The sequence below is a fragment of the Marinobacter salexigens genome (genome assembly GCF_018860765.1).
GTDB classification, from domain to species: domain Bacteria; phylum Pseudomonadota; class Gammaproteobacteria; order Pseudomonadales; family Oleiphilaceae; genus Marinobacter; species Marinobacter salexigens_A.
The window spans coordinates 57,408-80,012 of the sequence record NZ_JAHKPV010000017.1; the positions used below are offsets into that span (position 1 = coordinate 57,408).

Below are 22,605 nucleotides of genomic sequence, written 5' to 3' on the forward strand. Positions count from 1 at the left end.
CCTTTACGCTTAAAGTACGACCAAACTCACCAATCTACCGGGCAGCCTGTGCACTCATCCATAAAGGTGCCTACAAACGTTGCGTAGTGGATGCGGGTGTTTCGTAAATCCGCACCAGCCAGATTGGCACTTCCGAATTTTGCTTCTTGCAGGTTGGCTCCGAACAAGTTCGCATCACCCAGATCGACTTTTGGTAGCCAGGCTATCTCAAGGCTTGCGAAGGTCAGGTCGGTTTCTATAAGCGTGGCGCCAGAGAACCTTGCAAAATCGAAGTTCGCCCCAGTCATATTGGAGCCAGTAAAATCTGAGCCTTGAGCGAACAGGTACTGCCCGGTAGCGCCCTGAAGTTCCGCCCCGCGAATGCTTGCCCCGCGCACATCTGCTCTATACAAGTTGACGCGATAGGCGGTTACCTTGTCCAACGTGGCCCCTTTGAGATTGGCGCCCCTCAAACTGGTGTGATTCAGAATAGCTCCGGTCAGATCGGCGCCGCTAAAGTCGACCGATTTCAAATCCAGATTCGACATATCTGCACCCCGAAGGTCGGCACCCGAACACACAGAGTGTTGCTCCAATATGCACCCATTAAACTCCGGTGGGCGCACATCCGCCAGATAGTCCTCTGCTAAAGCAGGCGTGATGAAGGTAAGTAGAGCCAGCTTTATTATTGTCTTCATGGTGTACTCCCGAACAAGTCGGGAGCCGCCGTGTATCGGCGGCTCCCTTCGTAGATGGACTAGGTTAGTGGATCACTTGGCCGCTGTTGCCCAAGAGGGGATTTTGAACACCCAGAAAGAACCACCTTGAGAAATTGGTTTAGTCAGCTCAGCCATATCGCCACCCCAGAGAGGTACTGCCCCGCCATAGCCTGAGGTAACACCTACGTACTGCTCGCCATCCATTTCCCAGGTGATGGGTGGGGAAATGATTCCCGAGCCCGTCTGGAACTTCCAAAGCTCTTCGCCAGTATCTGCGTCAAATGCCTTGAAGTAGCCATCGCCCGTACCGGTGAATACCAGGCCACCTTTGGTAGCCAGCACGCCGGCCCATAGAGGCATGGGCTCTTTATGCTCCCATTTAACCTTGCCACTTAGAGGGTCCATCGCCCGAAGTATGCCTACGTGGTCGTCGTACATGCGCTTGATACGGAAGCCCTGGCCAAGGTAGGCCGCACCTTTTTTGTAGGTGACTTCTTCTGTCCAGTAGTCTTCTTTCCAGTGGTTAGCTGGGATGTAGAACAACCCGGTATCCTGACTGTAAGCCATGGGGTTCCAGTTTTTACCACCAAGGAAAGGTGGTGAGACTTCGATGGACTCGCCGCGGGTTTTTCCTTCGGGAACCGGTGGTGGACGCTGGCCTTTGCCTTCCACTGGGCGGCCGTCGGAACCAATGCTGGTGGCCCAGGTGATGTTATCCACGAACGGGAAGGCATTCTGGAATTCACCATTGGTGCGATCAACCAGATAGAAATAGCCGTTTCTATCAGCGTGAGCGGTCGCTTTTACGTTTTTGCCGTCTTTGGTGTATTCAAAAAGAACCAACTCGTTGTTGCCGGAGAAATCCCAAGCATCGTTTGGCGTGTGCTGATAGAACCATTTCACTTCACCAGTGGTTGGGTCCACAGCTACCTGACCAGAGGTATACAGGTTGTCATAGTCTGCCGGATCACCACCGGGAGATGTGCGCTTCCAGGTATTCCAAGGGGCAGGGTTGCCTGCGCCAACAATGATCGTGTTGGTTTCAACATCAAAGCTTGCACTTTGCCATGGCGCACCGCCGCCTTGGCTCCAGGCTTCAACTTTTCCAGTCTCGGTATTGGGGTCATCTGGCCAACTGGGAGCACGTGGATCGCCAGAGGGTGTGCTCTTTTCACCATTCAAACGGCCATAGTGCCCTTCAACAAATGGGCGCATCCATATCTCTTTACCCGTCTCGGGATCCCGGGCGTAGAGTTTGCCGACAACGCCGAATTCATCACCCGATGAGCCGTGAATAAGCATAACCTTGCCGGTTTTCTGATCTTTGATCAGTGTTGGAGCGCCGGTCATGGTATAGCCCGCTTCGTGATCGCCAAACTTTACGCGCCAGGCGACTTTTCCGGTTTTTTTGTTGAGAGCAACAATGCCTGCATCAAGGGTGCCAAAGAAAACCTTGTCGCCGAAAATCGCTGCGCCCCGGTTTACCACATCACAGCAGGGGCGAATGCCTTCCGGCAAACGATGGCTGTATTCCCAAAGCCGCTCACCACTTTTTGCATCCAGGGCGTACAAACGTGAATAGGAGCCGGTTACATAGATAATGCCATCGTGTACCAGAGCCTGAGATTCCTGACCTCGCTGCTTTTCATCCCCGAACGAAAACGACCAGGCGGGAACCATGCGTTCAACGTTGTCTTTGTTGATCATGGTCATTGGGCTATAGCGTTGGGCTTTTGGACCAATCCCGTATCCGAGTACGTCCTGAGTGGTTTCAGCATCGTTAACGATGTCATTCCATGTAACGCCCGCAGCATGTGCCTGAGCCGCCAATCCAGCTGCGCCGATGGTTAGCGCAAGACTGATACCGCGCATCAGGGGGCGCTTGGTAAACATTGTTTTCATGACTTTCCCCTTAATTGTTGTTGTGACAAACGCATTCGTTGTGTGCGTTGACGCCATGAGTATTGGCATGGAGTGCACAAACAGGCGACGGAGAAATCCACGAGGTGATCGGGATCTGGGGTAGTGCAATCCGGGAAATATTCCTGACAGGTGTGCAACACGCTGAATGTTCTGTTTTTCCGTTTCTCCGGGCAGAGGGCTCATGCTTTGGCCTCTGGTCGATAGGTCTACTACCAAAGATCTAAGGCGCAGCAGCCAAAGTGGAGTACACCGGCAAGTAAGGCATTTCTTAGACTTGGATACAGCCCGATACGCCGCACGGCTACTTGGGAAAACAATGGCAGACAAAACAAAAAGAGGTATGAGGCTATGTCGTACTCCAAGTCGATTCAAAAGATCCTTTGTGCTGGAGCCTTGGTATGGGCTGCAGCCGCCACCGGGCACGGTAACGTGACGCCACAGCCAGTTGATACGGGTGACCTGCCGGATCTGGGCCGTGAAGCTCTGAACGAAAACCCGTTTCGCGACGGAAATGAGCTAAGCAAGTTGAATGCAGAAGCCGTTGAAGTTGGTATGAGTGCTTACGCCGGAAATTGTGCCGGTTGCCACGGAATTGAGGCCCAATCCGGTGGTTTAACACCAGATTTACGTGAGCTTACAGAATGGGACGATGAGTACTTTATCGGGCGGGTAATGAATGGAACCGACCGGGGGATGCCTTCCTTTAAAAGCAATCTCGGGCAAACAGCCATCTGGTCAATACGGACCTATGTGGAATCGGTATCCGGGCAATAACAGCTTTCGCATAAATACTCGAGACCCTGACCAGGAGGTGAGGTATGAGGCGATATTGGCTATATGCTTTTACTCTGTTTGCGAGTGCTTCCTGGGCAGATCTTCCGTCTGACCCGCTGGGCTCGCCTTTATGGGCCTACAACATTGAGCGCTACCTCGGGCAAGACGTGACGGTAGTATTGGACGAGCGCGTGGGTTTGTCGGTTCCTGGCTTCGCTGAGGACAGTACTCAGGTTCCACTGGCTGTTAACTTGCGTGAATTTCCACACAAGGTGAATAAGGTGGTGACATGGGTAGATATGAATCCCGTTCCCCACCTCTTCACGGCTAATAGCACAGACGGTCAGCTCAAGTTGGTGTCCCTTAACTTTCGAGTGCAGCAGGCCAGCAGTGTTCGAGCAGCTGTACTGGATGAACACGGTGTTTGGCACATTGATAGCGGTTATGTGGATGCAGCTGGCGGCGGCTGTACTGCGCCCCGGGAAATTCTAACCAACTCAGACTGGGAGAGTGAGTTCGGCACCCTGAAAACCGGCTTGTTCTCCCGTCGTGGGAATACGCGAATTAAAGCCAGTTTGTTGCACCCTATGGACTCAGGAATGGTTGGGAATGTACCGGCTTTTTTTGTGGGTGATGTTGAAGTTCGGAATGAGACCTCGGATAACCTACTGTTGACAATGACCCTGTCCGAATCTGCCGCTGAAAACCCGATGTTTGTTTTTGAATTCGAAGGCGGCGTTCCTCATCTGTCTATCCACATGAAAGACAACAACGGCTACCAATTTGAAACTGCCATTGGGGAGGTTGCGCCATGAGCAGGCTCCTGTTCCTTCGAAGGCATATCGGATGGCTGGTCGCTGCGATGTTTTGGGTTTTTGCCCATTCGCCGGGCGCCAGTGCCAAATCTTATGAGCTAGAAGCGACTCTGGTTGCGGATGGTGTGTGGGTAGTTGTCGGAAGTACTGACAACTTCTCGAAAACCAATGGCGGCAACATTCTCAATACCGGCTTTATTGAAACCGGTGAGGGCGTTGTAGTGATTGATACTGGGCCTTCCCGCAGGTACGGCGAAGAATTTCGTGCGCTGATTGAGAGTCACACCAGTAAGCCAATCGTAAAAGTGCTGGTCACCCATCATCACCCGGACCACGCCTTTGGTAGTCAGGCCTTTGAGCAAGAAACACTCTACATGCTTGATGAATCGGCCAGCCTGCTTGAGCAGGACGGAGAAGCTTTTTCAGACAACATGTATCGGATGATCGGCGACTGGATGCGTGGCACCGAGGTAACTGTGCCTATGAACAGGGTACAGCCAGGCTTGCTCAACCTGGGGAATCGGCGCCTACGGTTGATCGCCATGCAAGGGCATACCGGTGCAGACCTGGTTGTGCTGGACGAAACCTCCGGGGTGTTGTTTGCTTCAGATATGGTGTTTTTCAACAGGGCATTAACCACACCTCAAACACCCGGGCTAGCCCTATGGCGCGCCGAAATACGCCAGCTTGCGCAGCTGCCGTTCTCCGTTGTGGTGCCAGGTCACGGGCCGTTAATTAAAGATGACCGAGCATTTATCCAAATGATCGATTACTTGACCTGGTTGGACGATGTTTTGGTTGATTCTGCCGCGCGGGGTTTGAGTGCTTCAGAGGTGATTGAAACCGCAATTCCTGAGCGTTTTTCAGAAGTGGAAGGGGCGAGGTACGAACTGGTTCGTACCGTGAGCCACCTGTATTCAGATTACGAAAAGGATGCTCTGAGCAGACACTAGTACTAAGGGAGGAGTTATTCGCCCCGAACGACTCATTTTGTAAACCCTTTAGTGAATTTAGATTAGATACGTAAGCGCAAAAACAGCGTTGTTCAGCATAAAACACAACAAGAGGTTCATACCATGATCTACGCACAACCAGGACAAGAAGGCTCCGTTGTTTCTTTCAAGTCACGCTACGGAAATTATATTGGCGGTGAGTGGGTTGCCCCGGTTAAAGGGCAGTATTTTGAAAACATTACACCAGTGACCGGCGACGTCATTTGTGAGATTCCCCGTTCAACGGCTGAAGATATTGATCTGGCACTTGATGCTGCACACAAGGCTGCACCGGCCTGGGGGAAAACCTCTGCAGCGGAGCGCTCCAATATTCTTTTGAAAATTGCAGATCGTATTGAGGCCAACCTCGAAAAGCTGGCGGTTGCAGAAACCTGGGATAACGGCAAAGCCGTTCGTGAAACCCTGAATGCGGATATTCCGTTGGCGGCTGACCACTTCCGTTATTTTGCAGGCTGCATCCGGGCTCAAGAAGGGCACATGGGTGAAATAGACCAAAATACCGTGGCCTATCATTTTCATGAGCCTTTAGGCGTTGTGGGCCAGATCATTCCCTGGAACTTTCCGATTTTGATGGCAGCCTGGAAGTTAGGGCCTTGTCTGGCTGCAGGTAACTGCACTGTGCTTAAGCCAGCAGAGCAAACGCCAGTGAGCATTTTGGTGCTGATGGAAGTCATCGGCGATCTGTTGCCACCGGGTGTGCTTAACATCGTCAATGGCTACGGTATTGAAGCCGGGCAGGCTTTGGCTACCAGCACGCGGATTGCCAAGATAGCGTTTACAGGATCAACTCCGGTTGGCTCCCACATTCTAAAATGTGCTGCCGAAAACATCATCCCCTCAACGGTTGAGCTGGGTGGTAAGTCTCCCAACATCTACTTCTCGGATGTTATGAATGCGGAGCCCGAGTTTGTCGATAAGTGTGTGGAAGGTCTGGTTCTGGCTTTCTTCAACCAGGGTGAAATCTGCACGTGCCCATCGCGTGCTTTGGTTCAGGAAGACATGTATGAGGAGTTCATGCAGAAGGTTGTGGAACGCACCAAATCGATCAAGCGCGGCAATCCATTGGACACTGACGTTCAGGTAGGTGCGCAAGCCAGTAAGGAACAGTTCGACAAAATCATGTCTTACCTTGAGATAGGTAAGCAGGAAGGCGCGGTTGTTCTCACTGGCGGTGATCGTGAGAACATGGAAGGCGAATTCAATAATGGGTTTTACATTCAACCCACTCTTTTCAAGGGTGAAAACAGCATGCGGGTGTTCCAGGAAGAAATCTTTGGCCCTGTTGTGGGTGTTACAACCTTCAAAACCGAAGAAGAAGCTCTGGCGATTGCCAATGATACAGAGTTTGGTCTGGGTGCCGGCGTTTGGACACGGGACACTAACCTGGCCTACCGCATGGGCCGAAGCATTCAAGCCGGTCGGGTTTGGATGAATTGCTACCACGCGTACCCTGCCCATGCAGCGTTTGGTGGCTATAAGAAATCCGGTATTGGTCGTGAAACGCACAAACTCGCGCTGGATCATTACCAGCAGACCAAGTGCATGCTGACCAGTTATGACGTTAATCCGCTGGGCTTTTTCTGACGTATAGCTAAATAAGTCGTCTCTTGTTGGAACGAGGGGCGACTGCAATACCTCTCCAGTGTTTTCTCTGAAGATGTTCACTATTGTGTCCTGCACTTTTGGCCCTTTAATGGGCCCTTTTTATCCTTTTCAGCCGGTAATGTTTCAGCGTGCAAGCGGCTCCCTTAAAGCCCATGAAGCATTAGGCAAACTGGGTTAAACTCTCGCTCACTTCAATAAGAAAAAACATAATAGTGAGCAAACCTATGAGCCACGACATATCCGTTTTGAGAAAATTCGTTTCGCCTGAAATTGTATTCGGCGCAGGAGCTCGCAAGTCTGTTGCGAACTTTGCAAGCAATCTTGGGGCAAAGCACGTATTTCTTGTTTCAGATCCCGGTGTTGCTGGTGCAGGTTGGGTGGGTGAAATTGCCACCTTATTAACCGATGCAGGCTTGCGCACAACGGTGTTCACCGGGGTGTCTGCCAACCCTCGAGTAGATGAGGTGATGGCCGGTGCCGAGCTTTACAAATCTTCCGACTGTGATGTCATCGTTGCCATTGGCGGCGGCAGCCCGATGGATTGCGCGAAAGGAATCGGGATTATTGCCAGCAATGGTGGGCATATTCTCGATTTTGAGGGCGTAGACACTATTTCTAACCCGCCTCCGCCGCTAATCCTTATTCCGACGACTGCTGGCACGTCAGCTGATGTATCTCAATTTGCCATCATTTCTGATCCTAACCGCCGTTTTAAATTCTCGATAATCAGCAAAGCCGTGGTGCCGGACGTGTCATTGATTGACCCGGAAGTCACTGAAACCATGAACGGATACCTGACAGCCTGCACCGGTGTGGACGCACTGGTACATGCAATTGAAGCGTTTGTATCCACGGGTAGCGGCCCTTTAACAGACTCCCATGCACTGGAAGCTATTCGGTTGATCAACCGTAACCTCGAACCCTTGGTTGAGAACACAGCTGATCCATTCTTGCGTGAGCAGATTATGCTGGCATCCATGCAAGCAGGGCTGGCGTTTTCCAACGCAATACTCGGCGCCGTTCACGCCATGTCTCACAGTCTGGGTGGCTTTCTTGATTTGCCCCACGGCCTTTGCAATGCGTTGCTGCTTGAACACGTGGTGGCTTACAACTATCGATCTGCGGAAGACAGATTCAAACGTGTCGCTGAGGCTATGGATATTGATACCCGAGGAATGGGCAAACCGGAAATCCAAAAACACCTGATGAATCGTATTATCCAGCTCAAACACAAAGTTGGCCTGCATGAAAGTCTGGCTAATTTTGGCGTTAGCGTATCTGACATACCACACCTTTCCGGATTTGCTCTTCAGGACCCTTGCATACTAACCAACCCCCGTAAGTCATCCTTGAGAGATGTTCAGGTGGTTTATGAAGAAGCCCTCTGACGAGCATTCGCAAGCTGGCGGATACGGTATTGGGGAGTTGCTGGGGTTTGGCAGCCAATCCGTCAGAAAGAACTATTACCCGGCGCTTCAGGATCGTATTGAAGAACTTGAACAGGAGCGAAACCGGTATAAGTGGTTGTTTGAAAACGCCTTGCACGGTGTGTTTCAGGGCAACTTGAGGGCAGGGTTTCTGGCCTGTAATCCGGCTATGGCAAAAATTTGTGGCTATGATAACCCGGAGGACCTGCAGCAGCGCGTAATACGCCTTAGGGAGCAACTTTTCTGCAGCGCCAGTGAGTTCGACACCCTCCGGCAGGAATTGCTTGACCATGGCAGCCTGAGTGCACGGGAAACCCGATTAATGCGAGCAGATTCAACCCCGGTGCATGTGGCAATTACTTTGCTTCGGCAGCCTGACTTGGGGCCGGAAGTGGTTGAAGCCTTTGTTGCCGATATCAGTGAGCGAGTACAGTCCCGCGCAAAACTTGTGCAGTTGAATGCAGACCTTGAGCGCAGAGTGGATGAGCGCACGGCAGCCTTGCAGCAGGCCAATGATGGCTTGCACTATCAAATTGAAGAGCGGGAAAAGGCAGAGCGCGGGCTGGTGGTTGCAGTAAAGGCTGCCCAGGATGCGAACCGCAGCAAAGACAAGTATCTGGCCGCAGCCAGCCATGATTTGCTGCAACCGCTGAATGCCGCCCGCCTTATGATCTCTGCTCTTCAGGAAAGCCAGTTGCCTTCTGAAGAGACCCGAATGGTCCAACAAGTTCACCGGGCTCTCGAAGGGGCAGAGGACTTGCTGGCAGACCTGCTGGATATATCGAAGCTTGATCAGCAAGCCATGGTGCCTGATTGGGTTATGACCGATGTTGCGGCGCTGGTTGAGGGGTTGGGAGAAGAGTTCGAGGCAATTGCAGCCAATGCCGGGCTGAAGTTTCGCATTCGTACGATACCAGCCATGGTTAAAACCGATCAGAGAATGCTGACCAGAGTGATACGAAACCTGCTCAGCAATGCCTTTCGGTATACGCCGAGAGGTCGGATTTTGCTTGCACTGAGATCAAGGTCCAATACCCTTCGAATTGAAGTGTGGGATACCGGAGTGGGCATCGAGGAAAGTAAGCTGGAAGAGATCTTCACTGAATTTCACCAGCTTTTACCACAGGGCACCGGTGGCCGGCAGGGCGCAGGGCTTGGGCTGGCCATAGTGGATCGAATGGTTCGAGTGCTTGAATGCGAAATGGATGTGGTTTCCCGCCTGGGGCGAGGCTCTCGATTTGCGTTGACGCTTCCGATGGAAGGGAACCGAGAGCCGCAAGAGTCGAAACCGACGATTAATACTGCACAAATTTTCGCCAAAGGGTTCTCTGGCGCAAAAATTCTAGTTATCGATAATGATCTTTCCGTACTGGAAAGCATGAAGCTATTACTTGAGCGTTGGAGTTGTTCGGTTATTACAGCTCCAAATAGCGACGCTGCTCTTGCATATTTGGACACCACAAACGAGAATCCGGTAGCCATTCTGGCCGACTATCATCTTGATCATGAGCAACTGGGCTCTGATGCAATTCACGCCATCCGCAACATGTTGGGGCAGAAAATACCCGCAGCTTTGATCACCGCCGACCACAGTGTAGAAACGCGACAAATGATGCGGCTTCAGGAACTGCCTATTCTCAATAAGCCGGTGAAGCCCAATCGTTTGCGAGCACTGTTGTCGAGCTTGTTAGCGTCTGGCTAGCACACTGTCTAAGGACCTTCAAACGAATGAATTTACATGTTCTGGCTGCCATTTTTGCGGCAGTTTTCATGGGCACCATTGGTGCAATTTCTATCTACGCCGATGTTAGCGCCGAAACGGTAACCTTTTATCGTCTTTTCATAGGGGCGGTTTTAATGGGTAGCTTCCTTCTTGCGACAGGCCAAAAGGCAAAAATATGTGTTTGGCCCGGAATAAAAGTTTTGATTACCGGCGCATTTTTAGCTGGATTCGTGGTTTTTTATATCGTCGCCATGAACTATACCAGCATGGCGAATGCTGTAATGTTGCTGTATTTGGCACCTGTAACCGCATCTATTATTGCCCACTTCTGTATGGGAGAGCGCCTCTCGGGAAGTAGTGCGGCCCTGATAGTTGCGGCCTTGTTTGGTTTCGCCATGATGATGGAATTCAACTTTAATCTTTCAGGGCGAGGGGAGGAGGTTGTCGGCCTCTTTTACGCGCTGTGTGCCATGCTTTGTTATGCAGCATTCATCGTGACTAACCGGTTAATTCATGAGCGGGTACACGTATTGACCCGTAGCGGCTTTCAAATGTTAGTCGGTGCCCTATGTATGTTGCCTTTTATGCTACAACAAAATGACAGTATTGGTGGGGCACAGTGGGGCTGGTTGGTTACAGCAGGCGTTATCCCTGGGTTTCTCGCCATAATGCTTGCAGTGGTTGCGTTAAAAGCTCTCCCGGCAGCCACCTATGGCACTCTGGCTTATTTGGAGCCTATTACGGTTGTTGCATTGGGGTGGGTTCTATTTGGTCAAAGTCTGAATGCTTTGCAATTGTCTGGCTGTGGGTTGATTATCGTTTCTGGAGTGGCTCAGGCTGTGTTGTCTGAGCGGGCATCACGTTGGTCTGCGCGGCTGGCCGCAGAAGCAGGTTAAGGCCTGAGGCAGTTCTCTGGCACTGGTAAAGTCTGAACACTGTTTTTACTTTGCCTGAAAACGTTCTGACTGCAGTGCAGCATCGATGGCCATAGAGAAGGCCAGCTCGTATGGTTGCCCTCGAAAGGCAAGCAGAGGGTATGTGTCTTCTCGCAATAAGCGACTATCCATTCCGGCAAAATGGTTCGATCGTGGTTGGCATGCCAATGCAGCTCTCGCATGTCTGGATTGCGCTTTAGATCGCGAATGGGATTGAGCGAGCCAGTCAGGGGAGAATATTGATGATGAACGGTCCAAGCCTGATGGTCCAAATTGGCGTTCACTGTAACCACATTCACAGGTCGGTTCAGCCTGCGCCCCACCAAAACAGCTAGAGCGCCGCCCCCGCTGTATCCTATAAGCCAAAGTTCTTTATGGCTTTCTGACAACTGCTCGACTACCTTCAACAAGCTATTAACAACATCCGGGTGGTAGCGATCATGTGTCCACCAAGAGCCCTGACACCGCGCATCCGCCACTTGGTAGTAGCAGGGACGGCCGATATACATAGAATTTGGCTCAGTCTGCAACATGCTTTTAAGCACAATTGAATGTTCTGATGTGGGGTTGCTAGCCACTTCTCTGAATGTTCGCCACGGTCGCCCGTCGCCGCCTATATAGAGATATAGTGGAGTTTTGATCCTTTCTGGAACAAATAGCGTAGACTTAAATACACGGTGCTCAAAATGACCGGAGTGAATACGAGTGTCGGTGATTTTTCCCTCACGCAGCAAGCGCTCGTAAGTAAAGGACGTGCAGCCAAGTATGGAGCACAAGCAAGTTATAGTGAGGAAGTGTCGTAAATGCATTTGGTGACTATACTAAAAACGAGCCAAGTGAATGCCAGTTAGTTGAATCGGCAATGTGAAAGTGGAAAGAGCTTCACGACACGACTACCAGCATTCCAGCAGAGTACACATACACTGTATTGGCGCCAAGTTAGGGACAACGGAGATTAGAATGCCTATCAACAAAAAATTGTCTGTCACAGCAGTGGTTGCAAGTATAACCAGCGCCATATTCCTCAGCTCTTGTGCACATGTGGATCACACTGTCGCAGTGCCAGACGATGCCGACAAACTGCTGATTGTCGATTGTCTTCTACCACCTCAAGTACGAAAATTAGGCAGTAGCTTTGCCTATGCTGCCGCACGACGCCCTGTAAAAACCAGTGCAGTTGACTGCGAAATCCGTGGTGGTGAATACGTAGCCTACGATAGGGCTGACTACCGAACAGCACTCAAGGTGTGGTTGCCTCAGGCCGAAGCTGGCGATCCCGAGGCCCAGAACTATGTTGGCCAGATTTATGAAAAAGGTTTAGGCCTTAAAGAAGATTACAAAACTGCGGCCTATTGGTATGAGAAGTCCGCCGAGCAGGGCTTTTCAGAGGCGCAAATTAACCTAGGCTATTTGTATGAGAAAGGCTTGGGGGTGGCACAAGATTCTGCCAAGGCGCTGAACCTATATCGCAACGCTTCGGGCATCGAGAACGATAACTTGGAATTCGCTTCAACCATTGAAGTGGCTCGTGTCTCTCAGGATCAGCTCGCCAAACTGCAACGCGAACTTGAAGCCGAGCAGCAGAAAAACCTGCGTTTACAAGAAGAAATGGCCTCAGTTCGCGACCAGATGAATAACCTTGATCAAGAGCTAGCACTGGCACGTGCTCAAAAACGCAGCAAAGAACTGGAGCTGCGTTTAGCCCAATCCGAGCAAAGCGATGGCGTAGATCCGGCCATGGAACAACAACTGCAAGCGGAGATCACGGATTACGAACAACAGCTTTCAGCTGGAGAAAAAGCTCTGCGAGACTTTCAGTCGAAGGAAAAAAGTCTCGAAAAAGAGATAGAAGACAACACCCTGCAGCTGGCCTCTGCTGAGCTGAATCAGGGCCGCATGAGCATTCAGCTCATCGACCCGCCCATGAGTATTACCCGCGGCGTGCGTGGTGCGGTGGTTGAGGAGTCCGTAAAAGAGAAGGAAATCTTTGGCAAAATTAATGTGCCGGGAGGCCTTGAAGAACTGCTTATCAATAACTCACTCCACGAGCTGGACGAATTTAGTATGTTTTGGGCCAATGTTCCGCTTCAGGGAAGCATTACGCCCGTAGATATCGTTGCCATCGATAAGCTGGGTCAGAAAGTTGACTATTCGTTCACGATATTTTCCGACCAAACGCCTAACAAGGAGGCAGCGCTCATCCAGAGTACTGATCTCAAAGTGGGTCGCTACAGGGCGCTAATCATTGGCAACAACAGTTATCAAGGCATTCCGAGCCTAAGCACTGCCGTAGCCGATGCCCAAGCAACTGACCGAGTTCTGCGCGAGCGCTATGGCTTCCAAACCACTGTGCTGCTCAATGCCAACCGTTACGAGATTTTGAGCAGTCTTGATGAAATGCGCCGAACCATGACGGCCGATGATAATTTGCTGATTTACTACGCAGGTCATGGCGAGATCGACAGGGTGAATGATCGTGGCTATTGGCTGCCTGTTGATGCTGATCCGGAGCGCCGCACCAACTGGATTTCCAACATTGCCATTACGGATATCATTAACGCCATCCCGGCGCGTCATATCATGGTGATTGCAGACTCTTGCTATTCCGGCACTCTAGGGCAGACCAATCTAGCGGCGGGCGGCGCTGAAGGACAAATCCAGCCCAGTGCGGAGTGGGTGGCTGCTATGAGTGAAGTAAACGCCCGTACAGTGCTAACTTCCGGGGGGGTACGTCCGGTATTGGATATTGGCGGAGGGGAACATTCGGTGTTTGCCAAAGCCTTTTTATCAGTACTGAACGAGAATAATACTTTGCTTGAGGGGCATAGCCTCTACCGGCAGGTAATGCGTCAGATGCGGGTTTCGATGGCGCGTATCAATCAGGCCCAGGTGCCGGAATATGCACCCATTAAACATGCAGGCCATGAAGGTGGTGAGTTTTTTCTAAAGCCAGTTGACTCCATCTAATCGGTCTTTTTGTTATGACACAAGTGCGAGAAAGCTTCGCCAAGTATAAAGTTGAAGAGGTTTTAGGCGAGGGAGCAATGGGCGTTGTTTACGCTTGTTACGACTCCGCCATCGGCCGTCGGGTGGCTATCAAAACTATTCACGCACACTTGCTGCAGGGCGCAGAAGGCGAAGAGTTGCGGCAGCGCTTTAGTCGGGAAATTCGCGCGGTTGGCAAGCTTAGCCACCCCAACATTGTAGGGATATTCGACACCGACGAAGCAACGGATGACAAGGGTGCAATCGAACCCTATTTCGTGATGGAGTTTGTAGATGGGCAGGACTTACAAGCCTATCTGGCGAGTGGGACACGTTTCCCACTAACCAAAACCATCGATATCGCTTGTCAAGTTCTGGATGCGTTCGAGTACACCCATAAGCTCGGTATTATTCATCGAGATGTCAAACCCGCCAATATCTTTTTAACCGAAGACGGACATATAAAAATCGCCGATTTCGGCATTGCTAGGGTCGATAACAGTAGTCTGACACAAACCGGCGCTGTAATGGGTACGCCAAATTACATGTCACCCGAGCAGTGTTCCGGGCAGGTTATGGATTCTCGCAGCGATTTGTTTTCGATTGCGGTGGTGCTTTATGAGTTACTGACGGGCGAAAAAGCCTTTAGCGGCAACAGCGTCCATGCCACCATGATGAAGCTGGTTCAGAGTAATCCTGAGCCGCCTTCTGTATTTAATCCCTCCTTGCCTAAATCTCTAGATGCCGTAATGGCAAAGGCCCTAGCCAAGTCACCTGACGATCGGTTTCAAAGTGCTGCGGAATTCGCGCGGGCTTTGGAGCCTTTCAAGCAGGGGAGCAAGAGTGCACCTCAAGGGAGTGAGGTGGCCTCTGGTGAAGAAACTCTTCTGGTTACGCAACCGGAACTAAGCGGCAAGGATACAAAGCTAAACGCAAAAGGGAAACGCCGACCACCCATGGCGCTCTTAAGCGGGGTTGCCGCGGCCCTTTTGCTCACTGGCGGTATTGGCTTTTACACCCTCTCCGGTAAGGATGAAGTGGCGCCTGCCCAACGGGTAAACGTTCAGCCCTTTGCCACTGATCTTTCCCCTGCAACACAGGAAAAAGTGGAAAAGCTACTTAGGGTGGCCAACATGCACGAAAGCGCGAACAGGCTGGTTTTCCCATCCGGTAGCAGTGCCTATTACGTCTACAACACGGTATTCGAGTTGGATCCGGGCAATCCGCGCGCCCGGGCCGGGTTGCTTAAGATGGAAGACAAGCTTGAAAAGCAAGCGCAGGCTTACTATCGCCAGAAGGATTTTAAAACGCTCGACGCTCATCTGAAAGCAGGCTTGGAGGCTTTTCCTGACAACGCTCAGTTTCGCGCATTGAGGGATGAGCTTGACCGTTTAGGCAACGAAGTATTGGAAAATAATAACAACTAGCGAGGACATGCGCGATGGCGCAACATGTTCATATAGCCGTTATTGGTTCGGGGCCAGCGGGCTTGAGTGCGGCTGCGCGGGCCGCTCAGCGCGACCGTATCCGGATGGAAGCTGGAGAAATCTCCGAGCCGACGCATATCTTGCTGGAAAGTTTTAGTCAGCCCGCAAAAACCATTCAACGCTACCAGAAAGGTAAGTTTGTAATGGCTGAACCTGGGTTTTTGCACCTGCGTAGCGATTGCGAATTTGGTGCAGGCTCACGCGAAGCAATCCTTGCACAGTGGCAAAAGGACATAGCACGTAACGGTATCAATGTAAGGTATCAGGCCGAAGTTCAAGCCATTACCGGTGAGCGGGGTAACTTCAGTCTGGCATTAGCCAATGGAGATGTTGTTACGGCAGACGTTGTTATCCTAGCCATTGGTTTGGAAGGTAATCCACGCAAACTCAACATATCAGGCGAAGGCGATTCCGCGTTGGCCGACCGCGTTCAATACACGTTGGATGACCCTGAGGAATTCGACGGCGAGCGAATTGTGGTAGTGGGTGCTGGTGATTCGGCATTGGAAAATGCTCTGGCATTGAGCAAAAGAAATCATGTCACCGTCATAAACCGCCGCGCTGAATTTTCCCGGGCCAAAGAAGCAAACCTTAACGCTATCCTACAAGCGATAAATGACCGACGCACAACTCTGGACTGCCTTTACGAAACCAACCCGGCCGCTCTGGAAGCTGGAGACAACGGTGTAAATTTCGCAGTGGAAACGCCAACGGGCCGTAAAGTGCTCGCCTGTGATCGCATTATTGCCCGCTTAGGTGGCTTCCCGCCGCGTAAATTTATTGAAAGCATCGGAATTGAGTTCAGCAGTGAGGCGGTTGACGCTGCGCCAACTCTGAATGGACAGTATGAGTCGTCTGTACCCGGCATTTACGTGGTTGGTTCTCTGGCTGGTTACCCGCTGATCAAACAGGCCATGAATCAAGGCTACGATGTGGTGGAGTACATCCACGGTAACGATATAAAACCCGCTGATCACGAACTGCTCGAATTCCAGTTTGGCCTTTTGCCATACCGCCGCCCACCTAATGAGTTGTTGGATCTGTTTCAGCAACGAATTCCTATGTTCAGTCAGTTGAATGTATTGGTATTTCGCCAACTGATTATCGAAAGCAGTATATGGGTGGCGCTTGAAGGGCCATCATTCGAGAGCACAAAACAACAGGCCGCGCAGTTGGCTGAAGCTGCAGCGCAGCGTCAACCATCACCTAAGACCGGTAAGCTCATTCGCGCGGGAGAGTCCATCTTTCGACGTGGTGACTATACCAACACCTTCTTTATGATTGTTGATGGCGAAGTCATTCTTGAGCGTCATGAGCAAAGTGCAACCCCGGTACGTTTGGAGCGCGGTCAGTTTTTTGGTGAAGACAGCCTTGTATCCGGTCGTCCCCGAGAATACACCGCGGTTGCCGGCAGTGATTGTGTGTTGGTGGAGACCCCGCGCAGGACCATGATCAAGCTGTTGAACAGCAACGATCAGGTGCGCTGCGGCATTGACTGGATTTTCACCGTACGTGCGCTGCAGAAACATTTTGCGCCGGAGCTTTCCCCCGGTGAATTGCGGGAGATAGCCCAAACCACTCAATTGAACACTTACCAAGCGGGCGAGCCGCTTTTTCGTCAAGACGAACAAGGCGACTGCCTGCATGTTATTCGCCGGGGCGCCGTAACGCTTCAGCGCAGCAGTGACGAGGGTGATCTGGTGGTTGCGCAGCTACAGGCGGATGAGCTGGTAGGGGAGATGGCCCTGATGGGCGAGCCCGTGCGCAGGCACACAGCAATAGCGTCTGTGTTGACAGAAACCATCGTGTTGCATCGCGACAGTTTTATGAAGCTGGTTAATCTTGATTCCAGCAGTATCTCCCAATTACAAGCGCGCGCCAGCAAGCACGCTAGAACCTACACCACCATGCAAGCTCAGGCAGATAAGGGCTCGTTAATCGGATTTATGATGGACGAGGGCATGGGCGAGGCCACCAACGCCATGGTGATTGATGAGAGCCTTTGCATCGGCTGCGACCATTGCGAGAAGGCCTGCGCCGACACCCATGACGGCATTTCCCGCTTGAATCGCTCGGAAGGACCATCGTTTGCGCAGATGCACCTTGCCATCTCCTGTAGGCACTGTGAGCACCCTCATTGCATGAAGGACTGCCCACCGGATGCCATTCATCGGGCTGAATCCGGTGAGGTGTTTATTGATGACAGCTGCATCGGTTGCGGCAACTGCGTCACCCATTGCCCCTATGATGCCATTCAGCTTGCCCACACGCCCCAGCCAAGACAATCGCTATTTAGTTGGCTGCTCAAGGGGGCACCCGACACGTTGAGTATCGATCGGGAGGTCGCAGATCAGGGGGCTTCAGGTTCAGGCAAAAAAGCAGTGAAGTGCGATGCCTGCATGAACTTCGCCAATGGTCCGGCTTGTGTCAATGCGTGTCCCACCGGCGCGGCAGCGCGGCTGGCTCCAGAGCATCTGGTTAAACTGGTGGCAAAACAATGAATCTGCATCAATCCATACTGGAATATCGCAAAGGGCGCTATGGCTGGTGGGCGCTACTGTTAATTCTTGCTGCGATTGTGCTCTTTGCCTCGCATAGCGATTTCCAGCCCCCCAATGGAGGTACGTGGCAAGGGTATGTATTGGGGAGTATTGGTTTGGCGTTGATTGTCTGGTTAACCGCATTGGGCATTGTTAAGCGGCGTTACGGAAAAAGTAACGTACAGGCATGGACCTCTGCCCATGTTTACCTGGGCGCGTCTTTGTTGATTGTTGTGAGTTTGCATTCAGCACTGCAGATTGGATTGAACGTTCATAGCCTTGCCTATGTGTTGATGTGTGTGGTGATTTTCTCGGGTTTCATAGGCTTATATTTCTATCGGCGTTACCCGCACCTTATGGCGAGAAACCGTCGTAACCAGTCGCAGCGCCAACTCTTTTCAGAGCTTAACGACTTGAACCAAAAAGGCCGGGCCTTGGCCAAACGCTGCCATCCCAATTTGGCCAGCGCCGTTGATACTGCTATCGACCGAACGGCTATAGGCGGTGGTTTTCTGGACCAACTACTAGGCCGTGATGGCTCAACCGTTGTGTTGATCGAAGAAGATAAAAAAGGCGGTGTTCAGCGCAAGCCGGTATCAAATCGGGACCAACAAGCCATTATCGATTATGTCGCCAAATGCATTCCCCGTGCACGCAAGCAGGGTGAAGCCGAGAATATACAAAGCCTGCTGGAAGTGGTTTGCCGACGCCAGACCCTATCCCGGCAATTGCGACAAGATATTAAATTCGACGCACGTCTAAAGGTTTGGTTGTGGGTTCATGTCCCGTTCACCATTGCACTTCTAGCTGCGTTGGCCATTCACATCCTGTCTGTTTTCTATTACTGGTAACCCCATGCAACTGCTTTTGAGACAAATCACCTACGATAGCAGCGGCTTACCAGAGTATGCTGATAGCGAGCTGACGCGGGACAGCATTGTGATCGGTCGCTCGCAAAAGAGTGACATTCAGCTCTTGGACAAAGGAATTGCACCCGAACACGCCCGCTTGACCAAAAGCGGCGATAAGTTGCGCCTAGTGGCCGCAAAGGGCCAGTCCTTTATCATTAACGGTAAAATTCAGAAACAGGCCGAGTTAAAGCCCGGGGATGAGATTCGTATTGGCGCACAGACATTTGTCTGCGCTGAAGCCCCAGCGGGGTTTGATCTTGCGTTGGAGTGGCAGTTTGTTGAAATGCCAGAGGGGGCTCTTTCCGACGCTTATCGCACCTCCGTATCACAACTCGGATTTAGCCCGCGCATAGCATCCTGGGTATTGTTTGTGCTGGTGTTGTTGGTGGGGCTGTCGCCATTGTTAAGCGATATTTGGCAGGCGGATAAGCCCGCTGTTCAAGCCGCCAATGAACTGGCTAACGATAACATGGCTTTCCATAAATTATGGCTTTCGGGGCCGCTATTGTCGGCGCATGAGCTAACTACCGGCAACAACTGCGCCGCATGCCATCAAACGCCTTTTGTCCAAGTAAAAGACAACGCTTGCCAGCAATGCCACGTTGAGTTGGGGGATCATGTGATGCCCGCAGAGCATCCGGCCGAGACCGCTGGATGGGTGGCCGCTCTTGATGAGTTTGCTTGCCAAAATTGCCACAAAGAGCACAACGAGCCAGCAAGCCTAGTGGCCCGCAATGAAGGTTTGTGTTTGGACTGTCATCAACAGATGAAACCGTCGGTAAAGGGCTTCAATCAGGATTCTCATCCGGAGTTTGCCCTTAGTCTTTTACGTCCTGAGGTGACACGTCAAAACGGTCTTCTGGCAATTGATTGGCAACTTGAGAAATTAAGACCTCAGGCGAGTGACGGCCCTGAATCCCGGATAGCAGCCGTTAAAGAAACAAGCCATCTGAAATTCCCCCATAATACTCATCTCGATGTGGAGTCGGTGAAACACGCTCGCCGCGGCGATGCTCTGCAGTGCATGGATTGCCACACGCTGAGTTCGGACCGGGAACACTTTGAGCCAATCAGCATGGAAGCAAGCTGCGCCAGCTGCCACGACTTGAGCTTTGATCCGCGCACTCCCCAAAAACAGCTGCCCCACGGTGCGCCCGAGGAGGTATACGATGCGCTGGAGGCGCATTTCGTAAAGCTCGCATTTAGCCCGGACACACTCGTCGGATTCGAGCGGAGGCGCGTTCCAGGGCGTACGTTTACGGAAGAGGACTGCGATCAGGATTACCAATGTGCCAAACAGCAGGCCCTGCGTGAAACCGGTAGGCAGTTTTCTCAACGTGGCTGCGTTACTTGCCATGAAATCTCCGAACAAGAAAATGCTGAAGGCTCCGAACGTTGGGAGGTGTTGCCGGTGAAGATCAACCACGATTGGTATGCCGATGCGCGCTTTGATCATCAAAGTCATCTAACACAATGGGATCAATCCGGCGATGAGGTTTGCTCAAGCTGTCACAGTGCAACGACCTCCGCCGAGAGCAGCGATATTCTTATGCCTAACATAGCGCAGTGCGTCGACTGTCATGATAGCCGTGCTCAGGCAGGTCGAGTGGCGCTAACCTGTATTTCGTGCCACGCTTATCATAGACACAGTGCCCCTGAGGGTATTGGAGGCATAGGTGAATTAATGCAAGGAGCAATTCATGACCAGCCTTAAGCGCTTAAGTGTTTTACTGTCCTTCCTGCTTACCGCATGTGGCGGTGGCTCCGGTGAACTTGATCCGGCAGCAGGGGCTGTGCCGCTTGGAGGTTGCGACGGATCCTGCGTTAACACCGAGCGAGGTGGCAATCCCGACAATGTCCGCCTAACTATTAACGACGTGGAAACTGTGATCGCTCAGGGCGTAGCTGAAGCCGATGCGCGCGGCACCGATGCTACTCTGGCGGTGGTTGACCGTGTTGGCAACGTTCTAGGGGTTTGGCGCACCGGCACTACCGGAATGCCACGTGACGTATTGATCGCCAGTTCTCCGGATGGTTCTGGCGGCTCCGAGATCATGGGCGGACTGGAAGGAATCGAGGCTGGAATAGACGGTCTTGCAGCCATTGCGAAAGCCATCACTGGTGCTTATTTGTCCTCCGAAGGTAATGCCTTCTCTACCCGCACTGCCAGCCAAATTGTTCAAGAGCATTTTAATCCCGGCGAGTTCTTTCAACCTGCAGGCCCGCTATTTGGTGTGCAATTCAGCCAGCTTGCATGCTCGGACTTTAGCCAGCGGTTCAACAGTTTTGGCCCGTCCATCGGCCCTCATCGTTCGCCCCTTGGTTTGTCTGCAGATCCCGGTGGATTGCCCCTTTATAAAAATGGAACGGTCATTGGCGGTGTTGGCGTGATCGCCGATGATCTCTATAGCTTTGATCGCAATGTTATTGATAATGACCGGAGTAACCAAAACGCTAATGTGGACGAGCTGATTGCTCTGGCTGCAAGCTTTGGTTTTGTTGCGCCCGTCGAGCGGCGAGCCAACCGGATTGCTATTGAGGGCAAAACCCTCCGCTTCCTTGATGGAGATGCCAGCGAGTTGCAGAGTAACCCCGGCAGTGCTCCCTCTTTTCCACCAGCCAACGGGCAGTTAGTTGCGGTAACAGGATACACCGGTGCCACCATTCAACCCGGCTTGGTGTTTGGTTCACCTGCTTCCGGCATTCGTGCCGCAGATAGTGCCAAATCGGATGAAGCGCCTTATGTGGGTGACGACGGTTATGTGTTTGTAGATGCGGCCAATAACAATCGTTATCCGGCCACTGCAGGCGCGCAGCCTGTGGCCGATAGACTTCTGGCGAGCGAGGTGGAAGTGTTAATGCAGGAGGCGTTGCGGGTGGCCAATCAAGCCCGCGCCCAAATACGCCGGCCCCATGGCAGCCAAGCGCGGGTCACCATTAGCGTGGTAGACACTGATGGAAACATATTGGGCATGCTGCGCAGCCGAGATGCGCCCGTATTTGGTTCCGATGTATCCCTCCAAAAAGCCCGGACAGCAGCTCTGTTTTCATCCGGTGCCGCGGCTAACACGCTTGCTACACCCGGAATGGATGCCCGGTATATCAGTTTGGTTGGCGGGCTGAATACGGTCGACACCATCGACCTAGGCGATTATGTAACCTCCGTGCAAAGTTTTCTTGGCTTACCTACAGCATTAACCGATGGCGCCGTGGCGTTTTCCGATCGGGCTGGTGGTAATTTGTCTCGCCCCTTCTTCCCGGATGGCATAGATACCGCAGACCCCGGCCCGTTCAGCAAACCTTCAGGTAAGTGGAGCCCGTTTTCTACGGGTTTACAGTTAGATCTGGTCATTAACGGCGTCATCCAGCATGTGCTTTTTGCTGCTGGCGCCATTGTTACGGACACCCCGCAAAGCTGTGGAGGCGTTACTCATGCAAGCTTGGGTACCTTTTCTACAGTTGGCTTCACCCACAAACGGTTGGCCAATGGCATTCAGATCTTTCCCGGTAGTGCGCCGATTTATCGCGGCAATGTACTCGTAGGAGGCATCGGGGTCAGCGGAGATGGCATAGAACAAGACGATATGATCGCGTTTTTAGCCATCGACCGTGCCAATGCGCGGTTAAGTGTAAATCCAATAAACAACGCGCCCGAGCACATGCGTGCCGATACGCTAACACCGCAGGGAACACGGCTGCGTTACATCCAGTGTCCGCAGGCCCCTTTTCTGGGCAGTGACGAACAACAGCCCTGCAAAGGTAAATGATC

The 22,605-nt window shown here is 52.0% G+C and carries 16 protein-coding genes; 13 read left to right on the forward strand and 3 right to left on the reverse strand.

What is annotated here, in order from left to right; all coding sequences use genetic code 11:
- Window positions 1-26: 26 nt before the first annotated feature.
- Together KO508_RS09300 and KO508_RS09305 are read right to left on the reverse strand one after the other, a co-directional pair.
- Window positions 27-677: a pentapeptide repeat-containing protein gene (locus tag KO508_RS09300; protein WP_216008050.1), complete on the reverse strand. Its 651-nt coding sequence runs from the start codon at window positions 675-677 to the stop codon at window positions 27-29.
- Window positions 678-749: 72 nt separating this feature from the next.
- Entirely contained in the window at window positions 750-2,600 is a 1,851-nt protein-coding gene (locus tag KO508_RS09305; protein WP_216008051.1) for a methanol/ethanol family PQQ-dependent dehydrogenase, read from the reverse strand.
- Window positions 2,601-2,969: 369 nt separating this feature from the next.
- Between KO508_RS09305 and pedF the strand changes: the two genes are divergently transcribed.
- The 7 genes from pedF to KO508_RS09340 all read left to right on the forward strand — a co-directional run bounded on the left by pedF (window position 2,970) and on the right by KO508_RS09340 (window position 10,874).
- Window positions 2,970-3,395, forward strand: coding sequence for a cytochrome c-550 PedF (gene pedF / locus KO508_RS09310; RefSeq protein ID WP_216008052.1), 426 nt, complete (start codon window positions 2,970-2,972; stop codon window positions 3,393-3,395).
- A 44-nt stretch (window positions 3,396-3,439) separates the two neighbouring features.
- Window positions 3,440-4,210, forward strand: a complete 771-nt coding sequence (locus tag KO508_RS09315) for a quinoprotein dehydrogenase-associated SoxYZ-like carrier (RefSeq protein ID WP_216008053.1) — start codon at window positions 3,440-3,442, stop codon at window positions 4,208-4,210.
- A gap of 47 nt (window positions 4,211-4,257) precedes the next feature.
- Window positions 4,258-5,163: a quinoprotein relay system zinc metallohydrolase 1 gene (locus KO508_RS09320; protein WP_436836618.1), complete on the forward strand. Its 906-nt coding sequence runs from the start codon at window positions 4,258-4,260 to the stop codon at window positions 5,161-5,163.
- 123 nt (window positions 5,164-5,286) lie between these two features.
- Window positions 5,287-6,807 carry an acetaldehyde dehydrogenase ExaC gene (gene exaC, locus KO508_RS09325; protein ID WP_216008055.1) on the forward strand — a complete coding sequence of 507 codons (1,521 nt, stop codon included), beginning with the start codon at window positions 5,287-5,289 and terminating at the stop codon, window positions 6,805-6,807.
- Window positions 6,808-7,052: 245 nt separating this feature from the next.
- Window positions 7,053-8,216 (forward strand): alcohol dehydrogenase-like regulatory protein ErcA, encoded by a 1,164-nt coding sequence (ercA, locus tag KO508_RS09330; protein WP_216008056.1) that lies wholly within the window; start codon window positions 7,053-7,055, stop codon window positions 8,214-8,216.
- The gene (locus KO508_RS09335) at window positions 8,200-9,957 is read left to right on the forward strand and encodes a PAS domain-containing hybrid sensor histidine kinase/response regulator (protein WP_216008057.1); all 1,758 of its coding nucleotides are present in this window, start codon (window positions 8,200-8,202) and stop codon (window positions 9,955-9,957) included. Before ercA ends, KO508_RS09335 begins: the two co-directional genes overlap by 17 nt.
- A gap of 26 nt (window positions 9,958-9,983) precedes the next feature.
- Window positions 9,984-10,874, forward strand: a complete 891-nt coding sequence (locus KO508_RS09340; protein WP_216008058.1) for a DMT family transporter — start codon at window positions 9,984-9,986, stop codon at window positions 10,872-10,874.
- Here the strand turns inward: KO508_RS09340 and KO508_RS09345 are convergent.
- Window positions 10,871-11,422: a hypothetical protein gene (locus tag KO508_RS09345; protein WP_216008059.1), complete on the reverse strand. Its 552-nt coding sequence runs from the start codon at window positions 11,420-11,422 to the stop codon at window positions 10,871-10,873. The two genes, KO508_RS09340 and KO508_RS09345, sit on opposite strands and share 4 nt — an antisense overlap.
- 451 nt (window positions 11,423-11,873) lie before the next feature.
- Here KO508_RS09345 and KO508_RS09350 point away from each other — a divergent pair, with 451 nt between their 5' ends.
- Genes KO508_RS09350 through KO508_RS09375 form a run of 6 tightly spaced genes read left to right on the forward strand, consistent with a single transcriptional unit; the run spans window position 11,874 to window position 22,603 of the window.
- The gene (locus KO508_RS09350; protein WP_216008060.1) at window positions 11,874-13,880 is read left to right on the forward strand and encodes a caspase family protein; all 2,007 of its coding nucleotides are present in this window, start codon (window positions 11,874-11,876) and stop codon (window positions 13,878-13,880) included.
- 14 nt (window positions 13,881-13,894) lie between these two features.
- A complete protein-coding gene (locus KO508_RS09355) occupies window positions 13,895-15,325 on the forward strand; it encodes a serine/threonine protein kinase (RefSeq protein ID WP_216008061.1) in 1,431 nt (476 codons plus the stop codon).
- A gap of 14 nt (window positions 15,326-15,339) precedes the next feature.
- Window positions 15,340-17,886 carry a cyclic nucleotide-binding domain-containing protein gene (locus KO508_RS09360; protein WP_216008062.1) on the forward strand — a complete coding sequence of 849 codons (2,547 nt, stop codon included), beginning with the start codon at window positions 15,340-15,342 and terminating at the stop codon, window positions 17,884-17,886.
- Entirely contained in the window at window positions 17,883-18,776 is an 894-nt protein-coding gene (locus tag KO508_RS09365; protein WP_216008063.1) for a hypothetical protein, read from the forward strand. Before KO508_RS09360 ends, KO508_RS09365 begins: the two co-directional genes overlap by 4 nt.
- A 4-nt stretch (window positions 18,777-18,780) precedes the next feature.
- Window positions 18,781-20,550: a cytochrome c3 family protein gene (locus tag KO508_RS09370; protein ID WP_216008064.1), complete on the forward strand. Its 1,770-nt coding sequence runs from the start codon at window positions 18,781-18,783 to the stop codon at window positions 20,548-20,550.
- Entirely contained in the window at window positions 20,537-22,603 is a 2,067-nt protein-coding gene (locus KO508_RS09375) for a heme-binding protein (RefSeq protein ID WP_216008065.1), read from the forward strand. Before KO508_RS09370 ends, KO508_RS09375 begins: the two co-directional genes overlap by 14 nt.
- The last annotated feature ends 2 nt before the right edge of the window (window positions 22,604-22,605 follow it).

Excerpts from the sequence above, each read along its gene's own strand:
- KO508_RS09355 (WP_216008061.1), top strand. The coding sequence starts at position 13,895 with ATGACACAAGTGCGAGAAAGCTTCGCCAAGTATAAAGTTGAAGAGGTT.
- KO508_RS09320 (WP_436836618.1), top strand. The coding sequence starts at position 4,258 with ATGTTTTGGGTTTTTGCCCATTCGCCGGGCGCCAGTGCCAAATCTTAT.
- KO508_RS09350 (WP_216008060.1), top strand. The coding sequence starts at position 11,874 with ATGCCTATCAACAAAAAATTGTCTGTCACAGCAGTGGTTGCAAGTATA.
- KO508_RS09345 (WP_216008059.1), bottom strand. The coding sequence starts at position 11,422 with ATGTATATCGGCCGTCCCTGCTACTACCAAGTGGCGGATGCGCGGTGT.
- KO508_RS09315 (WP_216008053.1), top strand. The coding sequence starts at position 3,440 with ATGAGGCGATATTGGCTATATGCTTTTACTCTGTTTGCGAGTGCTTCC.
- exaC (WP_216008055.1), top strand. The coding sequence starts at position 5,287 with ATGATCTACGCACAACCAGGACAAGAAGGCTCCGTTGTTTCTTTCAAG.
- pedF (WP_216008052.1), top strand. The coding sequence starts at position 2,970 with ATGTCGTACTCCAAGTCGATTCAAAAGATCCTTTGTGCTGGAGCCTTG.
- KO508_RS09335 (WP_216008057.1), top strand. The coding sequence starts at position 8,200 with ATGAAGAAGCCCTCTGACGAGCATTCGCAAGCTGGCGGATACGGTATT.
- KO508_RS09305 (WP_216008051.1), bottom strand. The coding sequence starts at position 2,600 with ATGAAAACAATGTTTACCAAGCGCCCCCTGATGCGCGGTATCAGTCTT.
- ercA (WP_216008056.1), top strand. The coding sequence starts at position 7,053 with ATGAGCCACGACATATCCGTTTTGAGAAAATTCGTTTCGCCTGAAATT.
- KO508_RS09340 (WP_216008058.1), top strand. The coding sequence starts at position 9,984 with ATGAATTTACATGTTCTGGCTGCCATTTTTGCGGCAGTTTTCATGGGC.
- KO508_RS09370 (WP_216008064.1), top strand. The coding sequence starts at position 18,781 with ATGCAACTGCTTTTGAGACAAATCACCTACGATAGCAGCGGCTTACCA.
- KO508_RS09360 (WP_216008062.1), top strand. The coding sequence starts at position 15,340 with ATGGCGCAACATGTTCATATAGCCGTTATTGGTTCGGGGCCAGCGGGC.
- KO508_RS09375 (WP_216008065.1), top strand. The coding sequence starts at position 20,537 with ATGACCAGCCTTAAGCGCTTAAGTGTTTTACTGTCCTTCCTGCTTACC.
- KO508_RS09300 (WP_216008050.1), bottom strand. The coding sequence starts at position 677 with ATGAAGACAATAATAAAGCTGGCTCTACTTACCTTCATCACGCCTGCT.
- KO508_RS09365 (WP_216008063.1), top strand. The coding sequence starts at position 17,883 with ATGAATCTGCATCAATCCATACTGGAATATCGCAAAGGGCGCTATGGC.